Raw genomic sequence first — 25,120 nt, forward strand, 5'->3', positions numbered from 1 at the left:
TTGTGCAGTAGACAAGAAAAAAAGAACCCCTATGAACGATCGAGTCATCGAACGAGGAGTTCTTTTTATTATACAGAAGATAACCAATTCGGTTTCAATCTTTTAAAAAACTTATTCAACGGTAACGGATTTTGCTAAGTTTCTTGGTTTATCAACGTCGAATCCGCGCTGTAAAGTGGCAAAGTAAGCCAGCAGCTGTGTTGGAACGACTGCCACTAAGCTTGTTACCAATGGGTGAACGTTTGGTAAAATGATTTGATCAGTCGCTTTTGCTAATTCTTGGCTAACGATTACAAGGGTATGAGCCCCACGAGATTCGACTTCTTTCAAATTGCCTCGCGTATGAGAGCCGGTCACTTCTTCCGTGATCACACCGATCACTGGTGTACCTTCTTCGATCAACGCGATGGTGCCGTGTTTTAATTCACCAGCCGCAAAGCCTTCCGCTTGGATATAAGAAATTTCTTTTAATTTCAATGCCGCTTCCATCGATACATAGTAATCATTTCCACGTCCAATGTAAAACGCATTACGGGTTTCGGAAAGGAAATCTTCAGCAAATTGACTGATAACAGCTTTTTCATCCACTAAAGCCTCCATTGCAGAAGCAACGATGCTTAGTTCATGGAAAACATCAAAGTCCAATGCTTCAGGAACAGCTTTTTCATCACCAATGGCTTTTGCTAATAACGTCATCACTGCGATCTGTGCAGTATACGCCTTTGTAGAGGCAACAGCGATTTCTGGACCAGCATGAAGCAATAAGGTATGGTTCGCTTCTCGAGAAAGAGTAGAACCAGCAACGTTGGTAATCGTCAGACTAGGAAGACCTAACTGGTTGATCGTCACTAATACTTGACGGCTATCTGCCGTTTCACCACTTTGTGATAAGAACAAGAAGAAGGGGTTTGCTGACAACAATGGCATGTTGTAGCCAAACTCACTAGATAAATGAACCTCAACAGGGATCTGTGTTAGTTTTTCTAAAATGGCTTTTGCTGCCCAGCCCGCATGATTGCTAGTACCACAAGCAATGATGTAGATCCGATCGCTAGCTAAAAGTTCGCTTTTTAACGCTGGATCGATCACTACTTCACCAGATTCTCCTTGATATTCTTGGATCAAGCGGCGCATCACAGTTGGTTGATCATCGATTTCTTTTAACATGTAGTAAGGGTATGTTCCTTTTTCGATGTCAGTCAGATCTAGTTGTGCTTCATAAGATTCACGGTACACAAGGTTTCCTTTTGGATCTTCGATTTCGATCGCATCGGCTGTTACGGTCACCATTTCGCCATCTTCGATCTCAACAAAGTGAGTCGTTTGATCGAGCATTGCTAAGGCATCGCTGCAGATGACATTGAACCCATCTCCCAAACCGATCAATAAAGGACTTTTGTTTTTGGCAACATAAATGGTTTCTGGATCATTTTTTTCTACTAAGGCAAAGGCATAAGAGCCGCGAATCAAGGACAAAGCTTTTTTAAAGGCTACTTTGGTCGTGCTGTTGTCTTGATCCTTCAATGCTTCAATCAAATGAACAACGATTTCCGTATCTGTTTGACCTTCAAATTGGTGGTTGCTTAAATATTCTTGATGAAGCTCTTCAAAGTTTTCGATCACACCGTTATGAACCAACACGAGTGCTTGGTTTGCTGAAGTATGAGGATGAGCGTTCATTTCTGATGGCTTGCCGTGGGTCGCCCAACGGGTATGTCCGATACCGATCGTTCCTGTTACTTCAGAAGTCACTTTTTCTTCCAAGTTTTTGATTCTTCCTTGGGCTTTAATTAAGTGATCCGAAGTCCGATCAGCGACATAAAGACCTGCTGAGTCATAGCCGCGATACTCTAAGCGTTCCAATCCGTTCAAAATAATTCGTTCTGCATTTGATTTTCCTACGATTCCTACAATTCCACACATAATGATAATCCTACTTTCAAAAAATTTAGTTTGGCATTATGTATTTCTATCTGCGTAGCAAGTCTTTGTCATCACCTTACGATGAGATTTGTTCTTGCCTGTAGAGTGCAGTCCCTAGAGTCATCCGCCGAATGTTTCGATAAACTCTTTCCTCGTCATCTGTTTCCAGATCAGGCGCTATCCTTATTGGTCTATCTATCCTCCTTGTGAGATATTTTATAGAAATACAAGCAATATCATAATATTTATTCTTGTTTCTGTCAACTCAAAGTTATATAAAAATAATTGGTATAGTTATTGGTAAGGTTGATTTGAACCTGTTTAAAGGAAATCAAAACAGCTGACATAGCTTTGTCGAATAAGATTCCCAAGAAATTTCCTCATAAAGCTATGCTTTTTTTTTTAAGTTCGCTACAATAAAAAAGTAAGAAAGTGAGGGAATGAAATGCCAGAATTTGTAAATTGTATGACTTTTTCAGAGCTAAAGAAAATGGTAGCTGCGATAGAAAAAGATCCTAATGTCACAGATGAAACAAAGGTCATGTTGGATACGGGCTGGGACAGCTTGCAAGAAATTTTGCCTGGATCAGTCACCGTGGAAACCGCGCAAACATTCGAAGTCCAGGATGAACTGACAAAGGAATTTTTTGGTGGCTACGTCTTAGCTGAAAAAAGCGAGAAATTTGATGCGGTTGGAGACGAAGAAGCAGTGATCGTCATCAAAAATCTATACTAAAAATGGGAAAGGTGAAAAGTTAGGTGGGAAAATGAATAAAAGAAGATGGATCGCAGCGGCGATCGCAGCAGGGTTATTTATCTGCTCGGGGGTTTTTTCAGTAATCACAAATCGTCCAGAGCAAGAGGAAACTCAGACGCTACAAGGGTTAAATGCTTTGTTCTATGGAAGTAATGCGATCGAAGAGACAACGTTAGTTGCCGGAGATCAAGACAATCGTATTGTTCGCTTATCTTTAGAAGGAACCATCGCCAGCAGCTCCAGTGGTGGCTTATTCACAACAGAATCTTATGATCATCAGCGATTTTTAGAAGAACTACGGATGATCCAAGAAGATCCAACTATTGGGGGCATCTTGATGGAAGTCAATACGCCAGGAGGCGGCGTCTATGAAAGTGCGGAGATCGCTCGTGAGTTAGCAAAAATCAAAGAGTTAGGGATTCCAATGTATGTCAGTATGAAAAACATGGCAGCCAGTGGCGGTTATTATATCTCGGCAGGTGCTGATAAAATTTTTGCAACGGATGAAACCATTACTGGTTCAATCGGGGTGATCATGTCAGGGCTAAACTATGCTGGCTTATTCGAAAAGCTAGGGATCGAAGACAATACGTATAAAAGTGGCGCACTAAAAGATGTAGGTTCATCAACGAGAGAACCCACAGAAGCCGACAAGGAAGTCTTGCAGACCTATGTCGACAATGCCTATGGTCGGTTCGTAAAAATCGTAGCAGAAGGACGTGGCATGACAGAAGAAGCCGTTAGAAAGATCGCCGATGGCCGTATCTATGATGGGCAGCAAGCAGTGTCTGTTGGTTTAGTGGATGAAATCGGTTTTCCTGAAGATACATTAGCAGCAATGCAAGCAGATCTAGGCTTGGAAGATGCCGAGATTTTCAGCTATGATGTTTCCTCTACTGGATTTGCTTCTACTTGGTTAGGTTCAAGTTTAGCCGAACTGCAAGGATTAAAAGAATCAAACACAGAGCGAGTGATCCAATTGATGGAAAGCCTTGGAACCAGCGATGCTCCGAAACCTCTTTATTACTATGGAGGTGAATGACTATGACAGAGAAAAACAAGTATTCCGCTGGCACATCGTCAACGGATGACAATCACACAAGTACGTCAATCGATCAAAGGGAACAGCGGGAAACCTCGACACCGTCAACCAATTATACGGATGTGCAAACTGAAGCGCAGGTTTCAGAAACAACCGAACCAGTAACTGCCAACAAAGCGATGAGGAACACACAAGTAAATCATCCCGATGATTTTTACCAACAAGTCTTGACGTCTTTTAGGGAAGAAGAGTATACCCAAAGCGAGATCGAGGAAAAACAACAAGCCTGGCAACGGTATGAAGAACCTGAAAAACAGGCAGAAGACAAACGGTTCTTCAATGATTTTCCTAGCTACTTTTTTGCTGGGTTTTGGATTCGTTTCTTTGCTTATCTCGTTGATGTATTGGTGATCCGAGCGATTACCCAAATAACGATCGGTAGTATCTACAATCTAGCGAATTTAACGGCAACCAGTCAGCGGTTTGGCCTTTACAACTTCTGTGCCTTAGCAATCTATCTAGGCTATTTTGTTCTAATGACAAAGCTAAATCATGGTCAAACGATTGGGAAAATGCTTTTTGGCATTCGAGTGGTTTCTTTTGTAGAGGAAGAACTCAGCTGGCAAACTGTGTTGATTCGCGAGCTTTGCGGACGCTACGTATTACAATTCAATCTTTTCTTTTATCTCGGTTACTTACCAATCGTCTTTAATAAAAATAAGCAGCAGGCTGCGGATTATTTTGCAGAAACCAGTGTGGTGACCATTAATCTGATCAAAGCTTTCAATAAACAAGTGGATGCCAATCACGTAATGATTGGCGCACAAAACTAACTAGCAGATCAAGCAAGTAGTAAAGGAGGGATCGAGAATGGGTGAGACGATTGATTTCCCAGGACCAAATGAACGGCTTCGGCTGGCGGCAGAAAAAGCCTACCAGTCAAAGGAGTTTTTGCAAGCTTTTCGCCTGTACAATGAGCTCTATCAAAAAAATGCCAGTTTTGAGATCAATCAATGGCTTGTTGAATGTCTGCAGCAGTTGAATGATTTTGCCAAAGCGTTAGATCTGGCGGAAGACTATTTGGATGACTATTTAAAAGAAACCGACGGGTATTTACAAATTGGTCATCTGCTGATCTTGGATGGTCAGTATTTAAAAGCTCGGCGCTGGCTTACATTAGGTAAAAAAACAAAAATTGCAAGCCGCTATCAGGAACAGTTAGCAAGTGAATTAGCAAAGGTAGAAGAAGTTCAGCAAATTTTAGGACTGGAAGATTTTCATGGGAAACGCAAGCATTTACGTGCATTAGATGAAGCCAATCAACCGGTGAGTGCAACAGAATGGCACGTTTTTACCCAAGCCATTACCAAACCACAATTTGTCACGCTGATGCATGAAACGTTAGCTTCCATCAAAAATCCATATTTACTGCCCAAATTAGTGGATGAGCTCGTGCGTCTTGAAGTGGACGAACCTTTTGAACTGATCGATTACCTTGGGAATATGCAGCAAATCGTTCCGAAAGAGTTAAAACTTTTGCAAGAAGATGCCGCTGTTAAAGCGATCCAGAAAGAGATTGACGAAACGATCGCCCAAGAAGATCCGATTTTAGCAGAAAGCGTCTCAGCAGAGATCAATGATCATTTAGCCATCAGCTACCCATTTTTACCTGCAAAAGAGGAGGCAAAAGCATGGGTGGCAAGCTACATTGAAGATTATCGTGGGTTATTTGAAGAAAAAGAACAGCCAAAAGCAGTGAATGAAATAGAAGAACGCAAACGACACCTACGCAATATCCTACGATTGAGCATTCGCTGAAAGAAAAATTCGCAACTTTCATGGTAAAATGTTTACAATTAAACAACGTTAGTGTACTATTTAAAGGTATGCATGAAGCTATTTCATATGTAAATCAATTAATATTCGGAGGGAAATAAATGACTGCAAAATGGGAAAAAACAGGCACCAATGATGGTGTTTTGACATTTACGATCGCTCAAGCAGAAATCCAAAAAGGCTTGACGACTGCATTCAATAAAGTGAAAGGCAATCTTAACGTACCTGGCTTCCGTAAAGGGAAAGTTTCACGCCAAGTATTTAACCGTATGTACGGCGAAGAAGCGTTGTATGAAGATGCATTGAACGCTGTTCTTCCAGAAGCTTATGAAGCTGCTGTAAAAGAAGCAGGGATCGATCCTGTTGCGCAACCAAAAATCGACGTTGACAGCATGGAAAAAGGCCAAGATTGGGTTATCAAAGCAGAAGTTACTGTGAAACCTGAAGTAAAACTTGGTGATTACAAAGAATTAACAGTTGAAAAACAAGACCGTGAAGTCACAGAAGAAGACGTGGATGCACGCATCAAACGTGAACAAGAAGCACAAGCTGAATTAGTTATTAAAGAAGACGAAGCAGCTGAAAATGGCGACACAGTCGTTATCGACTTTGAAGGCTTCTTAGGGGAAGAAACATTTGAAGGCGGCAAAGGTGAAAATTACTCACTTGAACTTGGCTCAAACTCATTCATCCCTGGTTTTGAAGAACAATTAGTAGGAACAAAAGCTGGGGATAGCAAAGACGTTACCGTTACTTTCCCAGAAGATTATCAAGCAGAAGATTTAGCTGGTAAAGAAGCAGTCTTCAAAGTAACTGTTCACGAAGTAAAAGCAAAAGAACTTCCTGAATTAGATGATGAATTCGCAAAAGACGTTGATGACAGCGTTGAATCATTAGCTGAATTAAAAGAAAAATACCGTGCTGAATTGACTGAAACAAAAGAAAAAGCAGCTGAAGATGCAAAAGATGAAGCTGCGATCCGTCAAGCAGTTGAAAACGCAGAAATCGTTGAATTACCACATTCAATGGTTCATGATGAAGTACACCGTTCAATGGATGAATTCTTGAACAACATGCAACGTCAAGGAATCTCACCAGAAATGTATTATCAATTAACTGGTTCAACTGAAGCAGATCTGCACACACAATTTGAAGGTGAAGCAGAAACCCGCGTGAAAACAAACCTTGTTATTGAAGCAATCGCTAAAGCAGAAGGTTTGGAAGCAACAGAAGAAGATATCGAAAACGAAATCAAAGAACTTTCTGAAGCTTACAACATGCCAGTGGATCAAATCAAACGCGTCTTAACAGAAGACATGTTGAAACATGATATCACGATGAAGAAAGCAGTTGAACTTGTCACAGGTACTGCAAAAGAAGCGTAAGCAACATGCTTAAAAACGGCGAACATCTAGCGGTGTTTGCCGTTTTTTCTTGGGAGTAAGAGGAGCTAGTTTAACAATTACTAACAAATGATAAGAAAACGTTAGGCAACGTAAAAAGAACTTTTTCTTTCAAAAAAGTTATGATATGATTGTTTAAGACTGCAAAGTTAGTAAACAAAATTCCACTCCTTTAAATAGGTTGGAAAATTTTCAAGGGGTGAACAGTATGTACGATAATACAAACGGTAATGAAGCTGTTCGTTGTTCTTTTTGTGGCAAAACGCAAGAAGAGGTGAAAAAGATCGTTGCAGGTCCTGGGGTCTATATCTGTAATGAATGCATCGATTTGTGTAAAGAAATCATTGATGAAGAGTTTTACGAAGAAGCAATTCGTGAATTTACCGAAGTGCCGAAACCGCAAGAACTACTGAATGTTCTCAATGAATATGTGATTGGACAAGATCGTGCGAAACGGACATTGGCTGTAGCGGTTTACAATCACTACAAACGGGTCAATGTAGAAACGACAGCAGAAGATGTAGAATTACAAAAAAGCAATATTTGCTTGATCGGACCAACAGGTTCTGGGAAAACATTTTTGGCACAAACGTTAGCACGTTCACTAAACGTGCCTTTTGCAATCGCTGATGCAACCAGTTTGACAGAAGCCGGCTATGTCGGTGAAGATGTGGAAAACATTCTTTTGAAACTGTTACAAGCTGCTGATTATAACGTAGAAATGGCAGAAAAAGGAATCATCTATATTGATGAGATCGATAAAATCGCCCGTAAGAGTGAAAATGTATCGATTACTCGTGACGTATCCGGTGAAGGCGTACAGCAAGCATTGCTGAAGATCCTAGAAGGAACGACTGCTAGTGTACCGCCACAAGGTGGACGGAAACATCCACATCAAGAGATGATCCAAATTGATACCACCAATATTCTCTTTATCGTTGGCGGGGCGTTTGACGGAATCGAAACCATCGTTAAAAACCGTTTAGGTGAAAAAACAATTGGTTTTGGCACGAACAATAAGCGTCTTGAAGAAGGCGAAAGTGTGATGCAGCAAATCATTCCTGAAGACTTGCTTAAATTCGGTTTGATTCCTGAATTTATTGGCCGCTTGCCAGTGATGGCTGCCCTAGAGAAATTAACAGTAGATGATTTGGTGCATATTTTGACTGAACCAAAAAATGCGCTGGTCAAACAATACCAAAAGTTAATGGCATTAGATGACACCGAGCTTGAATTTGAGCCAGAGGCTTTGCGTGCCATTGCTGCGCAAGCCATTGAGCGAAATACCGGTGCTCGTGGGTTGCGTTCGATCATCGAGAATATCATGATGGATGTCATGTTCAATGTCCCTTCTGATGAGTCGATCCAAAAAGTCACCATCACGGAAGAAGCGGCAAAAGGACTTGGTGAACCAAAAATCATTTACAATGAAGAGACCAAAAAAGCAGTCTAATCGAGACCAAGTCGGATAGTTTCATTGCTATCCGGCTTTCTTTTTGAAAAAATAGAAAGGAGCGATTCGATGAAAGTACATGATGCTGAAATCGTCATCAGTGCCGTTTCTCCAGCACAATATCCAGCTACACCTTTACCGGAGATTGCCTTAGCAGGCCGCTCAAATGTCGGAAAGTCATCCTTCATCAATACATTGATCAATCGTAAAAATTTAGCCCGTACCTCATCAAAACCTGGGAAGACGCAAACGCTGAACTTTTATTTGATTGAAAATACGCTGCATTTTGTCGATGTCCCCGGCTACGGCTATGCAAAAGTATCGAAAACAGAGCGAGCGAAATGGGGGAAAATGATTGAGACATATCTTGAACAAAGAGAGCAGCTGCGTGCAGTCGTATCTCTTGTTGATTTACGTCATGCCCCCTCACAAGAAGATATTCAAATGTATGAGTTTTTGAAATACTACGAGATTCCAGTGATCGTGGTCGCCACCAAAGCAGACAAAATCCCTCGCGGGAAATGGAACAAGCATGAAAGCATGATAAAAAAAGCATTATCCTTTGATCCAGCAGATACGTTTATCCTCTTTTCTTCCATTACCAAACAAGGAAAAGAAGAAGCGTGGAAAGCGATTGAAGCAGCAATAAAATAAGTATCATTTAGGAAACCGAAGCAAGAAAGTCCTTTGCTTCGGTTTTTCTCATTTTACAGTGGAAATCAGCTGATTTAAGCTATTCTACGCAGCGTAGAGTGCTGAATTTGCTCCATTTTAGCGAAAATCACCTTGTTATTTGTTAAACTTGTAACAAGGAGGTGTGGTCGAATGCATGAATCATTAAGTAAAAAATTAAAAGAGTATCGATCAAGATATAATTTAACACAGAAGGAATTAGCTGCGAGGTTATTTGTTTCTGATAAAGCCATTTCAAAATGGGAACGAGGAAATGGGTTGCCAGACATCGAGACATTGGTCCGTCTAGCCGATTTATTAGGCACACCAGTGGAAGACCTATTAAAAGAAAAGAAAGAAACCTACTATTATGAATACAAAAGTGAACGGACGGTTCTGCGGCTTCCGTTAATGCACATTTTGATTCCCAATTTATTCTTATTACTGAATCAAGTGACGAGTGTTCGAGCGTTTTTTGTGCTGATCAAAGAGCTACCAACTGCCAGCGGCTGGTTTAGCCTTGGTGTCAAAGCCAAAGGGATTATTGCTTTGGGGGTTGTCAGTTTAGGCTTTTTATCGATTGGCTTATTGTCCTTCGGAATGTTGGGAATTGGGACAGTCAGTATCGGTGTCATTGCAATAGGGAATCTCTGCTTTGGCTTATTAGTTGGGATTGGCAATCTTGCGATCGGTTCGATCGTTGTCGGTAATCTTGGCGTTGGCTGGCTCGCTCTAGCAAATGTCGCATTTGCTTGGATTGGGGTCGCAAATTATGGTGTAGGGAGTTTTATGGCTGTTTTGCCCGCAAATTCATCAACGGAAGATTTTAACCAAGCGATTCAACAACTCTTAGTCTCTGAGATCCCTGATTTGATTAAAACCACTATCTTTGAACCAATGATTCGTTTTACAAGCTCACCGATTTTTGTGGTGATCTTCGTGATGACGATCTTAGCAACCATCTTTTTTATTCTTTGCTTGTTGACCATTGGCTTGGTGCGATTACGTCAAAGCATGTTGTATGAAGAGCTATAAGAAAACCTCTAGATGATGATTCTGATCGTTGAACTTATGTAGCTTCAGTGGCTCATTTTCTATTTCGACAAGTAAAAAAAGGCAAGGGACTGACGCGTCCTTTGCCTTTTTTATTAGTCTGCTTTCTTACTATCTTTAGGTTGTGTTTTTTTCTTTTCATCAGATTCGTTTTTCAAGAAACGCTCAATATCGTTTTCCTGCTTTTTCTTGTCTTTGTCGTTATCGGGAAGAAAGGCAAAATCATCAAACATTTTATCTAGCGAGTCTTCTCGTTGGAATTTTAAGCCCATAGGTTCACCTCCAAGCGCCTTAAGTTTACCACGAACGGTGGTAGATTTCATCAAAAAAAAGCGAAATAGTGTTCAATCGTTTCCCCCTTTACTATAATTAAAGAAAGGGGATAGAAAAGAGGGGTAGCGATGATCAAAACTGAAAAAATCTATGGCTTTCTACAATCAACCCAAATGGAAGCAGCACAGTTGCGTTTGTTGATTGAAAATTGGTTCGCTTTGGTTCGTCTTAGCTATCAGCCGACGGAATACTACTACAATCAGCAAGCAAAGAAACCTTATGATTTGGATGAGGTCAGTCAACTACTGCATAGCGCCCCTGAAAAAATCAATACGGAATTGATTGTGACGGACGGCCAAAATGAGTCCAGTATCCATATCATTCAAGAGGCTGTTTTACAACGGCACCTGTTTACGAAAGACGTATTTTCCACGCAAAAACCCGTGATTTTAAGTTACTTCGATGAAACGATGCAAAGAGATGGCTTGTTCGGCTATTTGCGTTCATATGATGAGTACTTGATGCATAACGTCGAGGGAATCGAGAAAAGGCAAAATTTTCAATCGATTGCTGAAATCAACGCGTTACCGAAGCGGAAAAATTTTGAACAAGAAATCGTCATCGACTGCAATCAGTTTTCTGGTTACGACGTCTTTTACAATGGCTATACACTGACTTCTTGCTGGCGCATGTACTTTTCGGCATTCTACGCGCATATCATTCCTCAGGTGATCATTACTGATGCGCAGCAGGTGGAGCAAGTGCAGGTAAGAGACCAAGGGGTTGTGATGGTGGAATTGTATCGAGATCCTTTCCAGTGGGATCACGAATTGAATCTATCCTACCAGCGATTGTTTCGCGATCAAACTGGAATCGATCAATTGACTTGGGATAACGGGGTCGGTATTTTGAGAGAACCATATATTGAATATGCCTTTGGCGATCACTTGATCCAAACCATCCAATACCAAAATGATCGACTGCAGCCAACAACAAAACGAAGCGCGACACATTTTGTCACCAGAAGCTTCGACCTCGTGAACGAAGAGTATCAAGAGCGGAGAGTGAAAGGGTATTTGAATGCCCAAGCGTATTTTCCTTGGGTGGATCAAGAGCGGTTGCGCATGATGGATTATATCGTATTAAAGCCAGATCTAACGATAGACGATGGAGTAGAGGCTTATTCATTCTATATTCGTAGCCATCTTGAGATTGAATATTCAGAGGATCGTTTTAAAGACTATACTGCTTGCCTGCAATTTTATTTGCCGGAGACTGCTTTGAAGCACTTACCGCTAGATGCTTTGAAAGCGGCCATGCCTGATGTTCATTTTGGCTATCTGCACCGCACGCGCAAATATACATGGGTCAATCTAAAGAAGGATGGGAAAAAACTACGAGTGTATTTTATGAACACCCAAAAGCTAGTCGAGCAGCAGCTTTTTACCAATCAAGAATGAAAAAGACCCGCAAGATCACGAGGATCTTGTGGGTCTTTTCAATTAAGCTGTTTGCTCAGGCGCTTTTTTCAACAAACCGAATACGACGCCAGAAACGATCGCACCGATCAAGATGAATAGCAAGAACAAAATTGGTTTAGATAATAATAGGACAACGAAGATCCCACCATGTGGCGCCATCAATTGGATATCAAAGGCACCGACAAGTGCACCAGTCAGGGCAGAACCGACGATAAAGCTTGGGATCGCTCGCAGTGGATCTGCTGCTGCAAATGGAATCGCACCTTCTGTGACGAAGGACAGCCCCATGACGATATTTGTCAAACCTGCTTCTTTTTGGTTTTTTGTAAATTTGTTTTTGAACAATAACGTTGCGACAAAGATTGCTAATGGAGGAACCATTCCGCCCGCCATTACAGATGCCATCACGACGCTACCACCTTCAGCAACGGTCGTTGCCAATGTTGCAGTACCAAAAACATAAGCGGCTTTGTTGATTGGGCCGCCTAGATCGGCTGCCATCATCGCTGCTAACAAAGCGCCAAGTAAAGCTGCGTTGGTACCACTTAAGCCAGTCAAGAAGCTGTTCAAACCGTCGTTGATAGCTTTCATTGGCACGTTGATCAGTAACATCAAGAAGCCAGTGATCAATAGGCCGAAAACAGGGTAGAAGAGGATCGTTTTGATTCCTTCTAATGATTTTGGTAAGCCTTTGAATAATGAACGTAAGAACTTGATGACGTAACCAGCTAAGAAACCGCCGATCAAGGCACCTAAGAAACCAGCACCACCTGTATTTGCTAACGCACCTGCTGCAAAACCGACGATCAATCCAGGTCGGTCACTGATACTTGAAGCGATAAATCCAGCTAAGACAGGTAGCATAAAACCAAATGCCGCGCTACCGATTTGATTGAACCAAGAAGCTGCTTGGTTGTAGTTTCCTAATTGACTCAAGGCATCTTGAGGGACACCCATGAACTGGTCCACCATGAAGGAAATAGCGATCATGATTCCACCGGCAATAACAAATGGCAGCATATGAGAAACACCATTCATCAAATCTTTATAGATTCGTTGACCGACTGAACCATCAGCAGAAGCGTCCTCTTTATCAGAAGCTTGGCCGCTACCATGAAAAACAGGAGCAGTACCGCTCATTGCTTCATTGATTAATTGCTCGGTTTTACGGATACCATCACTGACAGGACGGTTTACTAAATGTTTGCCGTCAAAGCGATCCATTTCTACTTTTTTATCAGCAGCTACGATTACACCAGTAGCTCGGGCGATATCAGCTTCTGTTAGACGATTTTTGATTCCTTCTGAACCATTTGTTTCGACTTTGATGTCAACACCCAGCTCTTTGGCTTTCTTTTTCAAAGCATCTTCTGCCATGTAGGTATGGGCGATTCCTGTCGGGCAAGCTGTAACTGCGACGATATAGGGACGTTCGCTAGCGGGTGCTGCTTCTTGGTTTGCCGCTTCTTCTGCTAAAGCATCGGCTTCTTGCTGTGCCTCAGCTTCTGAGAAAAGTTGCTGTACTTGATCAGCAGTCGTCGCTGTTTTTAATTTAGCAACGAAATCCGGATCGATCAACAAGCGAGATAGCGCTGCTAATGCTTGTAAATGAGTATCATTTGCTCCTTCTGGTGCTGCGATCATAAAGAAGAGGTACGTTGGTTGTCCATCTAACGCCTCATAGTCAACACCCGCATTACTTTTTGCGAATAAGACCGTCGCTTCTTTGACCGCACTGTTTTTGGCATGAGGCATTGCGATGCCGTCACCTAGCCCTGTTGATGTTTGAGCTTCTCGGGCAAGAATTCCTTCTTTGTAGACCTCGATATCTGAAATTCGTCCGACAGCATATAATTTTGCTACCATTTCATCAATGGCACCTTTTTTGTCTGTTGCTTGTAAGTCCATGATCATGGACTCTTTCAGCATCAACTCATTGATTTTCATTTTTTCCATCCTCCTATAGATTCACTTGTTCAATTATGACTTCCGGTAGTAATTCTTCGATAAATGACGCCTCAGCTAAATCATCTGAAAACGCAGTGGCACTGCCACAAGCGACTCCCCATTTGAATGCTTCAACCACATCTTTGGTCTTTGCATAACGCCCAATGAATCCAGCAATCATGGAATCTCCAGCGCCAACTGAATTTTTCAAAGGTCGTTTCAAAACATTGGATCGATAGATCTCATTGCCAGTAAAGAGCAGGGCGCCATCGCCGCCTAGAGAGACAATGACATTTTTAGCGCCATCCTTTAGCATTCTTTGACCATAAGGCAAAATATCTTCGATTGTTGAAAAAGAAGTTTCATAAAGTTCGGCTAATTCATGATTATTTGGTTTGATCAGCAAAGGCTGATCGGATAAAGCATCAAAAAGTTCCGCGCCGGTCGTATCAATGACAAATTCCGCACCCGCTTCTTTAACGATTTTGATCAATTCTTTATAAAAGTCGGTTGGAAGACCAGCTGGTTTACTTCCTGATAGGATGACGATGTCTTCGGCAGAAAGAGTGGCTAATTGGTGTTTCAATTCAGCAATTTCTTGCTGGCGAATGACTGGACCAAGACCGTTGATTTCTGTTTCTTCGCCGGATTTTAGTTTGATATTGATTCGTGTGTCCGCAGCGACTTGGGTAAAGTTGCTGCGGATTTCCTCTTTGGTCAGCCACTCTTCAATAAAACGACCAGTAAATCCGCCAACGAAACCAAGGGCAGTCGAGGCGATGTCGATGCGTTTCAAAATCCGTGAGACATTGATTCCTTTGCCGCCAGGTAGTTTAAAGTCTTGTTTCATTCGATTAAGGGCGCCGATTTCCAAATGATCGACATGGACGATAAAGTCGATCGATGGATTGAGTGTTACTGTGTAAATCATTGTATTACCTCCATAATGGTTGTTTTTGCTCTGAATTTCGCTAAATAGTTTTTTGGGCAATAATCGGTGATGATCGTCGCACCTTCGATAAAGGCAACTTGAGCAAAAGTCGTTTGCTGAAATTTGGAATGGTCTAGCAAGACATAGGCTTGTTGACTGTGCTCTAAAGCGATCTGCTTGATCAGGGCTTCTTCAGGATCAGGTGTTGTGAATCCAGCCTCAGAATGAGCCCCGTTCATGCCCATAAAGCAACGATTAAAGCGTAGTTTTCGCAGTTGCTCACCAGCATTGATCCCTAACACAGCGTTCGTCGATATCTTAATGGTTCCCCCTAAAATCATGGTGTCGATCCCGTGATCGATCAATAGGGAAGCGTGTTTGACGGAGTTTGTGACCACCTTAAGGCCTGTGATAGCCGATAGGAAAGGAATCATTTCGAGGGTCGTTGTGCCAGCATCTAAGTAAATGACTTCACCATTTTTGATCGTCTGGGCAGCTGCTCTTGCTATCTTTTGCTTTTCCGTTTGAAACTTCGCCGTTTTTTCTGACATGTTTGGTTCGAAGCCTAATTGCTGACTTTTCTTGGCTCCACCGTGAATTCTGACTAAAAATCCTTTGTCTTCCAACTCTTGCAGGTCTCGACGGATCGTTGATTCTGAAGCATCTAACAGTTGAATCAGTTCACTGACCTTGACGATCTCTTCTTGTTCCAATCGTGCCAAAATCGCTTGATGACGCTCCTCTGTAAGCATTTTCATCACCTCTTCACCTGCCATGATACCATATGATTCGTTCAAAATCAATCATAAACAGTAAAAAACATTCAAAATGAAAGCGTCAATAAATGGAATCGGTCATAAACGGTCATGATAACCGTCATTTTGATTTAATAGCTATCCTTATATTTGACAATTTTTACTATTATTTGGCTTAATTGAAGTAAGGGGGGATAAATAAATGAATAACAAAGTCATTTTACAAGGGTTCGAATGGGACCTGCCGGCAGATAGCCAGCACTGGAACAAATTGAAAGAAATGAGTAAAGAAATCAAAGAGTATGGATTTACCGCAATTTGGCTGCCGCCTGCCTATAAAGGGACAGCTGGGTCCGAAGACGTTGGGTATGGTGTCTATGATTATTATGATCTAGGCGAATTCGATCAAAAGGGGTCGGTGCCAACAAAATATGGGACAAAGGATGAATACCTAGAAGCCATCAAAGCACTGCAAGAACAAGGAATAGAGGTTTATGCCGACATCGTTTTCAATCACTTGATTGGTGCCGATGAAAAAGAAGTCGTTCCAGCGGTTAAATACAATACCGAAAACCGTAATGAACCGATCAGTGATGAGGAAGAAATCGAAGCTTGGACCAAGTTCACTTTCCCAGGACGTCAGGGGACGTACAATGATTACGTTTGGACGTGGCATAATTTTTCTGGTGTCGATTATGATGACCGCAACAAAGACCACGGGATTTTTAACTTCGCTGATAAGGGCTGGGAAAACCAAGTGGATGATGAGATGGGCAATTACGACTACTTAATGGGTTGTGATTTGGACATGGAAAATCCCGAAACAGTGGAACAACTCAATAAATGGGGCCAATGGTACCAAGAACTGACCGGCGTTGACGGGTATCGACTAGATGCGGTCAAACACATTGAGTTCAACTATTACGCGGATTGGATTTTAAACCGACGCGAGGAAAAAGGCAAACCACTATTTGTTGTCGGAGAATATTGGTCAGGGGATCTGCCAAAATTAGAAGAGTATTTGGATTCTTCAGGAAATTTGATTTATTTATTTGATGTGCCATTGCACTACAATTTATATGAAGCATCTCACTCAAATGGCGAATACGATATGAGCCAAATTTTTGCAGGTACGTTGACCGCCGCTCGCGAAGATTATGCAGTGACTTTTGTGGATAATCATGACACGCAGGTTGGGCAAAGTTTACAATCTTGGATAGACGGATGGTTCAAAGTCCATGCCTATTCATTGATCCTTTTACGTAAAGCTGGCGTACCAGTAGTTTTCTGGGGGGATTTATTTGGGATTCCCGCGCAAGAAATCGCCCCTGTCGGGGATGCGCTGGTCCATATGCTGAAACTTCGGGAGAAGCTTGCATTCGGGAATCAAGTCGATTATTTCGATGATCCTAATTGCATTGGCTGGGTATTAACTGGCGATTATGAACATGAGCTTTCTGGATTAGCGGTCGTGATGACCAATGCCCAAGGAGCGGAAAAAGAAATGACTATCAGTGCGATCCATGGTGGAGAGACATTCGTGGATATATTGAGAAACAATGAAGCGAAAGTTGTTTTAGATGATACCGGAAAAGGTGTTTTCCCGGTCAATGATGGGCAAGTCTCGATTTATGTAAATGAAAAACTAGTAGAGAAGTACTTTAGTTAACCAAAATCTTCAAACGAATAAAAAGGCTGGTAGGTTTACAGCCTTTTTATTATGTAAACAAACCAAGCCTGCTTTCTCTTGAAAAATCGCATGAATCGTAAGGGAAAAAATCAAAGCGCTTTTAATTAAAAGTTTTCAAAGCGTTCGGTTTTCCCCTTTCCCGGATAATGCTATAATTGAGAAGATTGAGAAAGAAAGGATGTTTAAAATCATGTCATCCAAAAGTGAATTACTTGAACGCATGAACCCACGGCAAAAAGAAGCCGTTATGCATACGGAAGGACCGTTGCTGCTGATGGCAGGTGCAGGAAGCGGGAAGACCCGTGTCCTAACCCACCGAATCGCCTATTTAATAGAAGAAAAAAATGTGAATCCATGGAATATTTTAGCCATCACATTTACCAATAAAGCGGCACGTGAAATGAAGGAACGGGTCAGTCAACTATTAGGATCGGGTGGAGAAGACGTTTGGGTTTCAACCTTCCACTCGATGTGTGTCAGAATCTTGCGCAGGGACGTTGATCGTATTGGCTATTCGAAGAATTTTACCATCATTGACTCTTCTGAGCAAAATACACTGATGAAACGGGTATTAAAAGAATTGAATATCGATCCCAAAAAATATGATCCTCGTTCTATTTTGGGAACGATCTCTCATGCAAAGAACGAGCTGTTGACACCTGAAGCTTACCAAGCCATGGAAGGTAGTCTATTTGAGCAGATCGTAGGTCGTTGCTATGAAAAATATCAAAAAGAGCTGCGAAACAATCAATGCATGGACTTCGATGATTTAATCATGAATACGATCCGCCTCTTCCAAGACAATGAAGATGCGCTGCAATTTTATCAACGGAAATTCCACTATATCCATGTCGATGAATACCAAGATACCAACCACGCCCAATACACGCTGGTCAATTTATTGGCCGCTCGTTTTCGAAATCTTTGTGTTGTTGGGGATGCGGACCAAAGTATTTACGGTTGGCGTGGTGCCAACATGCAAAATATTTTAGACTTTGAAAAGGACTATCCAGATGCCGCAACGATTTTGTTAGAGCAAAACTATCGTTCAACGCAAACGATTTTAAATGCGGCAAACCAAGTAATCAAAAATAACCGCAACCGTCCAGATAAAAATCTATGGACAGAAAATCATGATGGGGAAAAGATCACTTATTATCGCGGGGATAGTGAACGAGATGAAGCGCGATTTATCGTCAGTGAAATGCAAAAACAAATTGCAGAAAAGAACCGTAAATTCGGTGATTTTGCGATATTGTATCGGACCAATGCCCAGTCACGGATCATTGAAGAAATGCTTTTAAAAGCCAACGTTCCTTATACGATGGTCGGCGGCAGAAAATTCTATGACCGCAAAGAAATCCGTGATATTTTGGCCTATTTATCGGCGATCGCCAATCCGCGAGATTCCATCAGCTTAGAGCGTATCATCAATGTACCAAAACGTGGGATCGGTGAGACATCCGTCGAGAAACTACGAGCGTTTGCGAATCTTCATGAATGGTCATTGTTAGAAGCAGCCATGAACGTCGAGTTAGCGAATATTTCTGGAAAGGCTGGCAAAGAATTAGGGAGCTTTGGGATGATGATGGATGGCTTCGCCCAGATGGTTCCTTACCTATCAGTAACCGAACTGACGAAAGAAATATTAGAAAAAACGGGTTATCGTCAAGAGTTAGTCAACCAGAATAATTTAGAAGCACAAGCTAGACTTGAAAACTTGGAAGAATTTTTATCGGTTACCCAAGAATTCGACAAACGATTTGAGGCGCAAAACGAAGACGATGCAGATGCACCAGATGAGAAGTTGAGTGTTTTCTTAAATGACTTAGCTTTATTGTCAGACGTCGATAGTTATGAAGAAGAAAGTAGTCAAGTGACTTTGATGACCTTGCATGCTGCAAAAGGACTAGAGTTTCCAGTGGTATTTTTGATTGGGTTGGAAGAAAATATCTTCCCGCTTTCTCGTGCCTTAATGGAAGAAAGCGAGCTCGAAGAAGAACGGCGCCTTGCTTACGTGGGAATCACTCGTGCCGAGGAAGAGCTCTTTATGACCAACGCTTTTTCCAGAACATTATACGGTCGGACCCAATACAATCGTCCGTCTCGGTTTATCGAAGAGATCGAACAAGATCTGCTGCAATCATTAGGCGAGCGTTCACAGCCGAAAGCTGCTGCACCGTTTCAACCAAAAGTGTTCAAACCGAGCTATACACAACCGCGTCAAACGACCGTCGCTTCTAAACAACAGACTTCTGCAGCTGGTAATACTTGGCAAGTAGGCGAGAAAGTTCAACATAAAAAATGGGGAATCGGTACCGTCGTTCGGACGACTGGCAGCGCGCAAGATGTTGAATTAGATGTGGCGTTCCCACAACAAGGCGTCAAACGATTGTTGGCGGCCTTTGCGCCGATTGAAAAAGTTGAAAAATAAGGAGGATATTAGGATGGATGTCCCTTCAAAAGAAATCCAATCACGAGCAGAAGAGCTGCGCACACAATTAAATCAGTATGCTTACGAATACTATGTAAAAGATCAGCCTTCCGTGGAAGATTATCTCTATGATCAGCTATATGCAGAACTGGTTGAAATTGAAACCAATTATCCGCAGCTAGTAACCGAAGACTCACCCACCCAACGAGTAGGCGGTATCATTTTACCTGGCTTTGAAAAGGTCACGCATGATATTCCGCTGTATAGCCTGAACGATGTCTTTGACAAAGAAGGAATCGTGGCTTTTGATGCCCGTGTTCAAAAAGCACTGGGGAAAGCGGTAGATTATGTCTGCGAGTTAAAGATCGATGGATTGTCAATTTCCTTGAAATATGAAGAAGGGCGCTTTGTTCGGGGAGCAACTCGAGGAGATGGTACGGTAGGTGAAAACATTACAGAAAACCTAAAGACCGTCAAATCGATTCCACTGAAATTAAAAGAACCGATCTCGTTGGAAGTTCGTGGCGAATGCTATATGCCAAAGGCTTCGTTTTTGAAATTGAATCAACAGCGAGAAGAAGAAGGGGCGGAAGTTTTTGCCAATCCTAGAAACGCAGCGGCTGGAAGCTTGCGACAATTAGACACACGGATCGCAGCCCAAAGAAACTTAAGCACCTTCTTGTACACACTAGCTGACTTTGGACCAATTGAAGCCAATGATCAATTTTCAGCATTGAATGAACTGGATCAATTAGGCTTTCGTACAAATCACGAACGCAGAGTGTGTCATACCATCGATGAGGTTTGGGCATATATCGAAGAGTTTCATGACAAGCGCAGTGAGCTTCCCTATGAGATTGACGGCGTAGTCATCAAAGTCAATAATTTCAAAGATCAAGATGCGCTAGGCTTTACCGTAAAAGCACCCCGATGGGCGGCGGCATATAAGTTTCCACCGGAAGAAGCGGAAACAGTGATCGAAACGATCGAATGGACCGTGGGACGGACGGGTGTTGTGACACCGACCGCTGTTATGACCCCTGTTCGTGTTGCTGGAACGACGGTCAGCCGTGCCAGTCTCCATAATGTAGATTTCATTAAAATGAAAGACATCCGCATTGGCGATTCGGTCATCATCTATAAGGCGGGGGACATTATTCCAGAGGTTGCGAAAGTCTTGGAAGAAAAACGCACAGAGGCAAGTCAACCCTTTGAATCGCCTACACATTGTCCCGAATGTGGGAGTGAGCTGATCCATTTAGATGAAGAAGTTGCCTTGCGTTGTATCAATCCAAAGTGTCCAGCACAGATCAAAGAAGGACTCAGCCATTTCGTTTCACGGAATGCTATGAACATTGACGGTTTAGGGCCCCGTGTTTTAGAGCAAATGTTCGATAAATCCTTAGTTAAAGATGTGGCCGACTTGTACTTTTTAACAGAAGAACAATTGTTGACCCTTGATAAAATCAAAGAGAAATCAGCCAATAACCTGTTGCGGGCGATTCATCAAAGTAAAGGAAATTCGGTTGAACGTTTGATTTTTGGGCTAGGCATCCGTCATGTCGGTGCGAAAGCGGCTCGGATTTTAGCAGAACATTTCGGTGATCTGCGGGCGCTCAGCAAAGCCAAGGAAGAAGAAATCATTTCGCTAGAAGCTATCGGCGCAACGATTGCTGAAAGTGTAGTCACGTATTTTGACAATCAAGAAGTTCACGACCTGTTAGATGAACTTGAAAGAGCGGGTGTCAACTTTGCTTATTTGGGGCTTAGAAATGAACAGTTGGAAGACGTCGAATCACCATTTAAAGAGAAAACCGTCGTTTTAACAGGAAAATTAAGTCACTTCACTCGTGAAGAAGCCAAGGAACGAATTGAAAATCTCGGTGGGAAGGTAACAGGGAGTGTATCGAAAAAGACCGACATCGTTGTTACTGGGGAAGAGGCAGGCAGCAAACTGACCAAAGCACAATCCCTAGGTGTCACTGTTTGGGATGAAGCTCAAATGGTGGCTGCGATCGAAGGCAGTCATTCGGCAGATCAATAACCTTTAAGCATTGTCACAGACGAGAAGCAGTTGTTTTTTCTTGTCTAATTGAAATCATTTCTTCCCTGCACTACGAGGAAAGAAATGATTTCTGCTTTTATTTACAATTATATTTGATAATTTTCAAATTCTATTTCATGATTTGTTAAAAAAATGATACAATACATTGGAAAAACGTAAACGTAGATTACGGATACGAGAAAGAGGAGGATTTTATGGCGATCAGCGAAGAACAAGTCAAACACGTTGCCAAACTAGCAAAACTTTCATTCTCAGACGATGAATTACATGAGTTTACCTCTCAGCTAGGGAAAATTATTGATATGGTTGAAACACTTGAAGAAGTGGACACCACAGGAGTACCATTCACATCGAATGTCGCAGAAACGATTAACGTGATGCGTGAAGATGTAACGACCGGCGGCTGGGACCGTGATGAATTAATGAAAAATGTTCCAGAATCCGAAGAAGGCTTTATCAAAGTGCCTGCAATCATTGATAATGGGGAGGCGGGTGCCTAATGACTGAATTATATAAAAAAAGCTTAGAAGAATTACACAGCTTATTAGTGTCAAAGGAAATTACTGCAACAGACTTAACGAGCGAAACCTTTGCTCGCATTAAAGAAACAGAGCCGAAAGTCGATGCGTTTCTAGCGTTGAATGAAGAAAAAGCGCAGGAATTGGCACAAGCCATCGATCAAAAAGGCATCACTGAAAGCAATGTGTTGGCGGGAATTCCAATCGGAATCAAAGACAACATCGTTACCAAAGATTTGCGGACAACAGCTGCTTCAAAAATCTTAGGTAATTTTGATCCAATTTACGATGCGACCGTTATGGACAAAGTTTACCAAGCAGACATGATTCCAGTTGGTAAGTTAAATATGGATGAATTTGCCATGGGCGCAAGTACCGAAACGTCGTTCTTTAAGAAAACGAAAAACGCTTGGGACGAAACAAAAGTACCTGGTGGTTCATCAGGTGGCTCGGCAGCTGCCGTTGCAGCTGGACAAGTTCCCCTATCATTAGGTAGCGATACGGGTGGTTCGATTCGTCAACCAGCAGCTTTCAATGGGATCGTCGGGATGAAGCCAACCTACGGACGGGTTTCTCGTTTTGGTCTGATCGCGTTTGCATCATCTTTAGATCAAATTGGTCCGATGACGCGTGGTGTGAAAGACAATGCCTTTGCATTAAATGCCATCAGTGGGTTTGATGCGAAAGATAGTACGTCAGCAGGCGCTGCTGTTCCTGATTTTACAGCAGGTTTGACGGGTGATATCAAAGGTATGAAAGTCGCTTTGCCAAAAGAATACTTAGGTGAAGGGATCCAAGCAGGCGTTCGAGAAGCAATCTTAAAAGCAGCGGACACTTTCCGTGAGTTAGGAGCGACTGTGGAAGAAGTCAGCTTGCCACACTCAAAATACGGGGTAGCCGTTTACTATATCATCGCTTCTTCTGAAGCAAGTTCTAATTTGCAACGTTTTGACGGTATTCGTTATGGTTTCCGTTCAGAAAATGTCAGCAATCTAGAAGATGTCTATGTCAATTCTCGCAGTGAAGGATTCGGGGAAGAAGTAAAACGCCGGATCATGTTAGGTACGTTTTCACTAAGTGCTGGCTACTACGATGCCTACTTCAAAAAAGCCGGTCAAGTACGGACGTTGATCAAACAAGATTTCGATAAGGTCTTCAGCCAATACGACTTGATCATTGGCCCAGCTTCCCCAACGGTAGCATTTGGTATTGGAGAAAACATCAATGATCCGATCACCATGTACTTGAATGATATTTTAACCATTCCTGTGAACTTAGCAGGACTGCCAGGGATGTCGATCCCAGCAGGTTTTTCTGAAGGACTGCCAGTCGGCTTGCAGATCATTGGGAAACATTTTGATGAAGCAACCATGTATAAAGCGGCTTATGCCTTTGAACAAGCAACTGATTTCCACACGAAAAAACCAGTGATTTTAGGAGGGGATAAGGCATGAACTTCGAAACAGTCATTGGGCTTGAAGTCCACGTAGAATTAAAAACAGAATCAAAGATTTTTTCTCCAGCACCTGCTCACTTTGGCGCTGAACCAAATAGCAACACGAATGTGATCGACTGGGGCTATCCAGGTGTTTTACCAGTAATGAACAAAGCGGCTATCGAATTTGGGATGAAAGCTGCGCTTGCGCTGAATTGTGAAATCTCAAAAGAAACGCATTTCGACCGCAAAAACTATTTCTATCCCGACAATCCAAAAGCGTATCAAATTTCGCAATTCGATCAACCGATCGGTCATGATGGGTGGATCGAGATCGAAGTGGAAGGCAAAAAGAAAAAGATTCGCATCGAGCGAGTTCATTTGGAAGAAGATGCTGGGAAAAACATGCACGGCAAAGGCGGTTATTCTTATGTTGATCTAAATCGTCAAGGAACCCCTTTGATCGAGATCGTTTCCGAAGCGGATATGCGTTCACCAGAAGAAGCATATGCGTATCTAGAAGCGTTGCGTTCAATCATCTTGTTTACAGAAGTATCCGATGTGAAGATGGAAGAAGGTTCCATGCGTTGTGATGCGAATATTTCGTTGCGACCTTACGGCCAAGAACAATTCGGAACAAAAACAGAACTGAAAAACTTAAACTCTATGTCCTTCGTGAAAAAAGGGTTGGCATTTGAAGAAAAACGCCAAGCCAAAGTATTGCTTTCTGGAGGCGAGATCCAACAAGAAACTCGACGTTTTGATGAAGCAACCAGCAAAACCTTATTGATGCGTGTCAAAGAAGGTTCTTCTGATTATCGTTACTTCCCAGAACCAGATATCCCACGGTTTGTGATCGATGATGAATGGATCGAACGTGTACGTCAAAGCTTGCCAGAAATGCCGCAAAAACGTCGTGCCCGTTACATCTCTGAATTGGGCTTACCAGAATATGATGCAATGGTCTTGACTTTATCAAAAGAAATGTCCGATTTCTTTGAAAAAACCATCGATGCTGGTGCTGATCCTAAACAAGCTTCTAACTGGTTGATGGGTGAAGTTTCAGCGTATCTGAACAGCGAGAAATTGGAACTGCCAGAAACGAAATTAACCCCAGACAATTTAGCGGGAATGATTCGTTTGATCGCCGATGGCACGATCAGTTCGAAGATTGCGAAAAAAGTCTTCAAAGAGTTGATCACAAACGGCGGCGACGCTGAAGAAGTCGTAAAAGCCAAAGGATTGATCCAATTATCAGATCCTGCGCAATTACTACCAATGATCAATGAAGTATTAGATAATAACCAACAATCCGTCGATGACTTCAAAAACGGAAAAGACCGCGCAGTCGGTTTCTTAGTTGGTCAAATCATGAAAGCAACCAAAGGACAAGCGAATCCAGGCGTTGTGAATAAGCTGTTGCAAGAAGAACTAGCAAAGCGATAAGAGGCA

Annotated in this window: 20 protein-coding genes; 15 read left to right on the forward strand and 5 right to left on the reverse strand. The window is 42.2% G+C overall.

The features are described 5' to 3' along the window. Positions 1–111: 111 nt before the first annotated feature. Positions 112–1,923, reverse strand: coding sequence for a glutamine--fructose-6-phosphate transaminase (isomerizing) (gene glmS, locus A5867_RS08950; RefSeq protein ID WP_087627412.1), 1,812 nt, complete (start codon positions 1,921–1,923; stop codon positions 112–114). A gap of 445 nt (positions 1,924–2,368) precedes the next feature. Between glmS and A5867_RS08955 the strand changes: the two genes are divergently transcribed. The 8 genes from A5867_RS08955 to A5867_RS08990 all read left to right on the forward strand — a co-directional run bounded on the left by A5867_RS08955 (position 2,369) and on the right by A5867_RS08990 (position 10,121). Then, entirely contained in the window at positions 2,369–2,659 is a 291-nt protein-coding gene (locus tag A5867_RS08955) for a hypothetical protein (protein WP_005225961.1), read from the forward strand. Positions 2,660–2,690: 31 nt separating this feature from the next. Further along, entirely contained in the window at positions 2,691–3,722 is a 1,032-nt protein-coding gene (gene sppA / locus A5867_RS08960; protein ID WP_005225962.1) for a signal peptide peptidase SppA, read from the forward strand. A 2-nt stretch (positions 3,723–3,724) separates the two neighbouring features. Next, the gene (locus tag A5867_RS08965) at positions 3,725–4,555 is read left to right on the forward strand and encodes an RDD family protein (protein ID WP_087627413.1); all 831 of its coding nucleotides are present in this window, start codon (positions 3,725–3,727) and stop codon (positions 4,553–4,555) included. Positions 4,556–4,592: 37 nt separating this feature from the next. Next, positions 4,593–5,540 (forward strand): hypothetical protein, encoded by a 948-nt coding sequence (locus A5867_RS08970; protein ID WP_015509612.1) that lies wholly within the window; start codon positions 4,593–4,595, stop codon positions 5,538–5,540. 119 nt (positions 5,541–5,659) lie between these two features. After that, positions 5,660–6,943 carry a trigger factor gene (gene tig, locus A5867_RS08975; protein ID WP_005225965.1) on the forward strand — a complete coding sequence of 428 codons (1,284 nt, stop codon included), beginning with the start codon at positions 5,660–5,662 and terminating at the stop codon, positions 6,941–6,943. A 226-nt stretch (positions 6,944–7,169) separates the two neighbouring features. Beyond that, positions 7,170–8,414, forward strand: a complete 1,245-nt coding sequence (gene clpX / locus A5867_RS08980) for an ATP-dependent Clp protease ATP-binding subunit ClpX (RefSeq protein WP_010748174.1) — start codon at positions 7,170–7,172, stop codon at positions 8,412–8,414. 69 nt (positions 8,415–8,483) lie between these two features. Continuing rightward, entirely contained in the window at positions 8,484–9,068 is a 585-nt protein-coding gene (gene yihA / locus A5867_RS08985) for a ribosome biogenesis GTP-binding protein YihA/YsxC (RefSeq protein WP_005225967.1), read from the forward strand. Between the two features lie 171 nt (positions 9,069–9,239). Next, on the forward strand, positions 9,240–10,121 hold the full coding sequence (locus A5867_RS08990) for a helix-turn-helix transcriptional regulator (RefSeq protein WP_087627414.1): 882 nt from the start codon (positions 9,240–9,242) through the stop codon (positions 10,119–10,121). Between the two features lie 113 nt (positions 10,122–10,234). Here A5867_RS08990 and A5867_RS17940 read toward each other — a convergent pair whose 3' ends face one another. Next, positions 10,235–10,411, reverse strand: a complete 177-nt coding sequence (locus A5867_RS17940; RefSeq protein ID WP_010748176.1) for an SPJ_0845 family protein — start codon at positions 10,409–10,411, stop codon at positions 10,235–10,237. Between the two features lie 129 nt (positions 10,412–10,540). Here A5867_RS17940 and A5867_RS09000 point away from each other — a divergent pair, with 129 nt between their 5' ends. Next, positions 10,541–11,872, forward strand: coding sequence for a hypothetical protein (locus A5867_RS09000; RefSeq protein ID WP_087627415.1), 1,332 nt, complete (start codon positions 10,541–10,543; stop codon positions 11,870–11,872). Positions 11,873–11,914: 42 nt separating this feature from the next. On the opposite strand, the gene A5867_RS09005 is transcribed toward A5867_RS09000, so the two are convergent. From A5867_RS09005 to A5867_RS09015, 3 genes are read right to left on the reverse strand one after another with little or no spacing between them, the layout of a single operon-like run. Then, positions 11,915–13,840: a fructose-specific PTS transporter subunit EIIC gene (locus A5867_RS09005; RefSeq protein ID WP_087627416.1), complete on the reverse strand. Its 1,926-nt coding sequence runs from the start codon at positions 13,838–13,840 to the stop codon at positions 11,915–11,917. A 13-nt stretch (positions 13,841–13,853) separates the two neighbouring features. After that, positions 13,854–14,771, reverse strand: coding sequence for a 1-phosphofructokinase (gene pfkB, locus A5867_RS09010; RefSeq protein ID WP_087627417.1), 918 nt, complete (start codon positions 14,769–14,771; stop codon positions 13,854–13,856). Next, on the reverse strand, positions 14,768–15,523 hold the full coding sequence (locus tag A5867_RS09015) for a DeoR/GlpR family DNA-binding transcription regulator (protein WP_005225973.1): 756 nt from the start codon (positions 15,521–15,523) through the stop codon (positions 14,768–14,770). The genes pfkB and A5867_RS09015 overlap by 4 nt, the downstream gene beginning before the upstream one ends. Before the next feature lie 205 nt (positions 15,524–15,728). On the opposite strand from A5867_RS09015, the gene A5867_RS09020 reads away from it, so the two are divergent. The 6 genes from A5867_RS09020 to gatB all read left to right on the forward strand — a co-directional run bounded on the left by A5867_RS09020 (position 15,729) and on the right by gatB (position 25,114). After that, complete coding sequence (locus A5867_RS09020) at positions 15,729–17,195, forward strand: alpha-amylase (protein WP_015509620.1); 1,467 nt, start codon at positions 15,729–15,731, stop codon at positions 17,193–17,195. 211 nt (positions 17,196–17,406) lie between these two features. Continuing rightward, positions 17,407–19,650: a DNA helicase PcrA gene (gene pcrA, locus A5867_RS09025; protein WP_087627418.1), complete on the forward strand. Its 2,244-nt coding sequence runs from the start codon at positions 17,407–17,409 to the stop codon at positions 19,648–19,650. Between the two features lie 13 nt (positions 19,651–19,663). Then, on the forward strand, positions 19,664–21,694 hold the full coding sequence (ligA, locus tag A5867_RS09030; RefSeq protein WP_087627419.1) for an NAD-dependent DNA ligase LigA: 2,031 nt from the start codon (positions 19,664–19,666) through the stop codon (positions 21,692–21,694). Between the two features lie 215 nt (positions 21,695–21,909). Next, a complete protein-coding gene (gene gatC / locus A5867_RS09035) occupies positions 21,910–22,215 on the forward strand; it encodes an Asp-tRNA(Asn)/Glu-tRNA(Gln) amidotransferase subunit GatC (RefSeq protein WP_005225977.1) in 306 nt (101 codons plus the stop codon). Next, complete coding sequence (gene gatA, locus A5867_RS09040) at positions 22,215–23,687, forward strand: Asp-tRNA(Asn)/Glu-tRNA(Gln) amidotransferase subunit GatA (protein WP_087627420.1); 1,473 nt, start codon at positions 22,215–22,217, stop codon at positions 23,685–23,687. The genes gatC and gatA overlap by 1 nt, the downstream gene beginning before the upstream one ends. Then, a complete protein-coding gene (gatB, locus tag A5867_RS09045; RefSeq protein ID WP_005225979.1) occupies positions 23,684–25,114 on the forward strand; it encodes an Asp-tRNA(Asn)/Glu-tRNA(Gln) amidotransferase subunit GatB in 1,431 nt (476 codons plus the stop codon). The genes gatA and gatB overlap by 4 nt, the downstream gene beginning before the upstream one ends. Positions 25,115–25,120: the final 6 nt, after the last annotated feature.

This window comes from Enterococcus sp. 6D12_DIV0197 (assembly GCF_002174385.1).
Taxonomy (GTDB): Bacteria; Bacillota; Bacilli; order Lactobacillales; family Enterococcaceae; genus Enterococcus_D; species Enterococcus_D casseliflavus.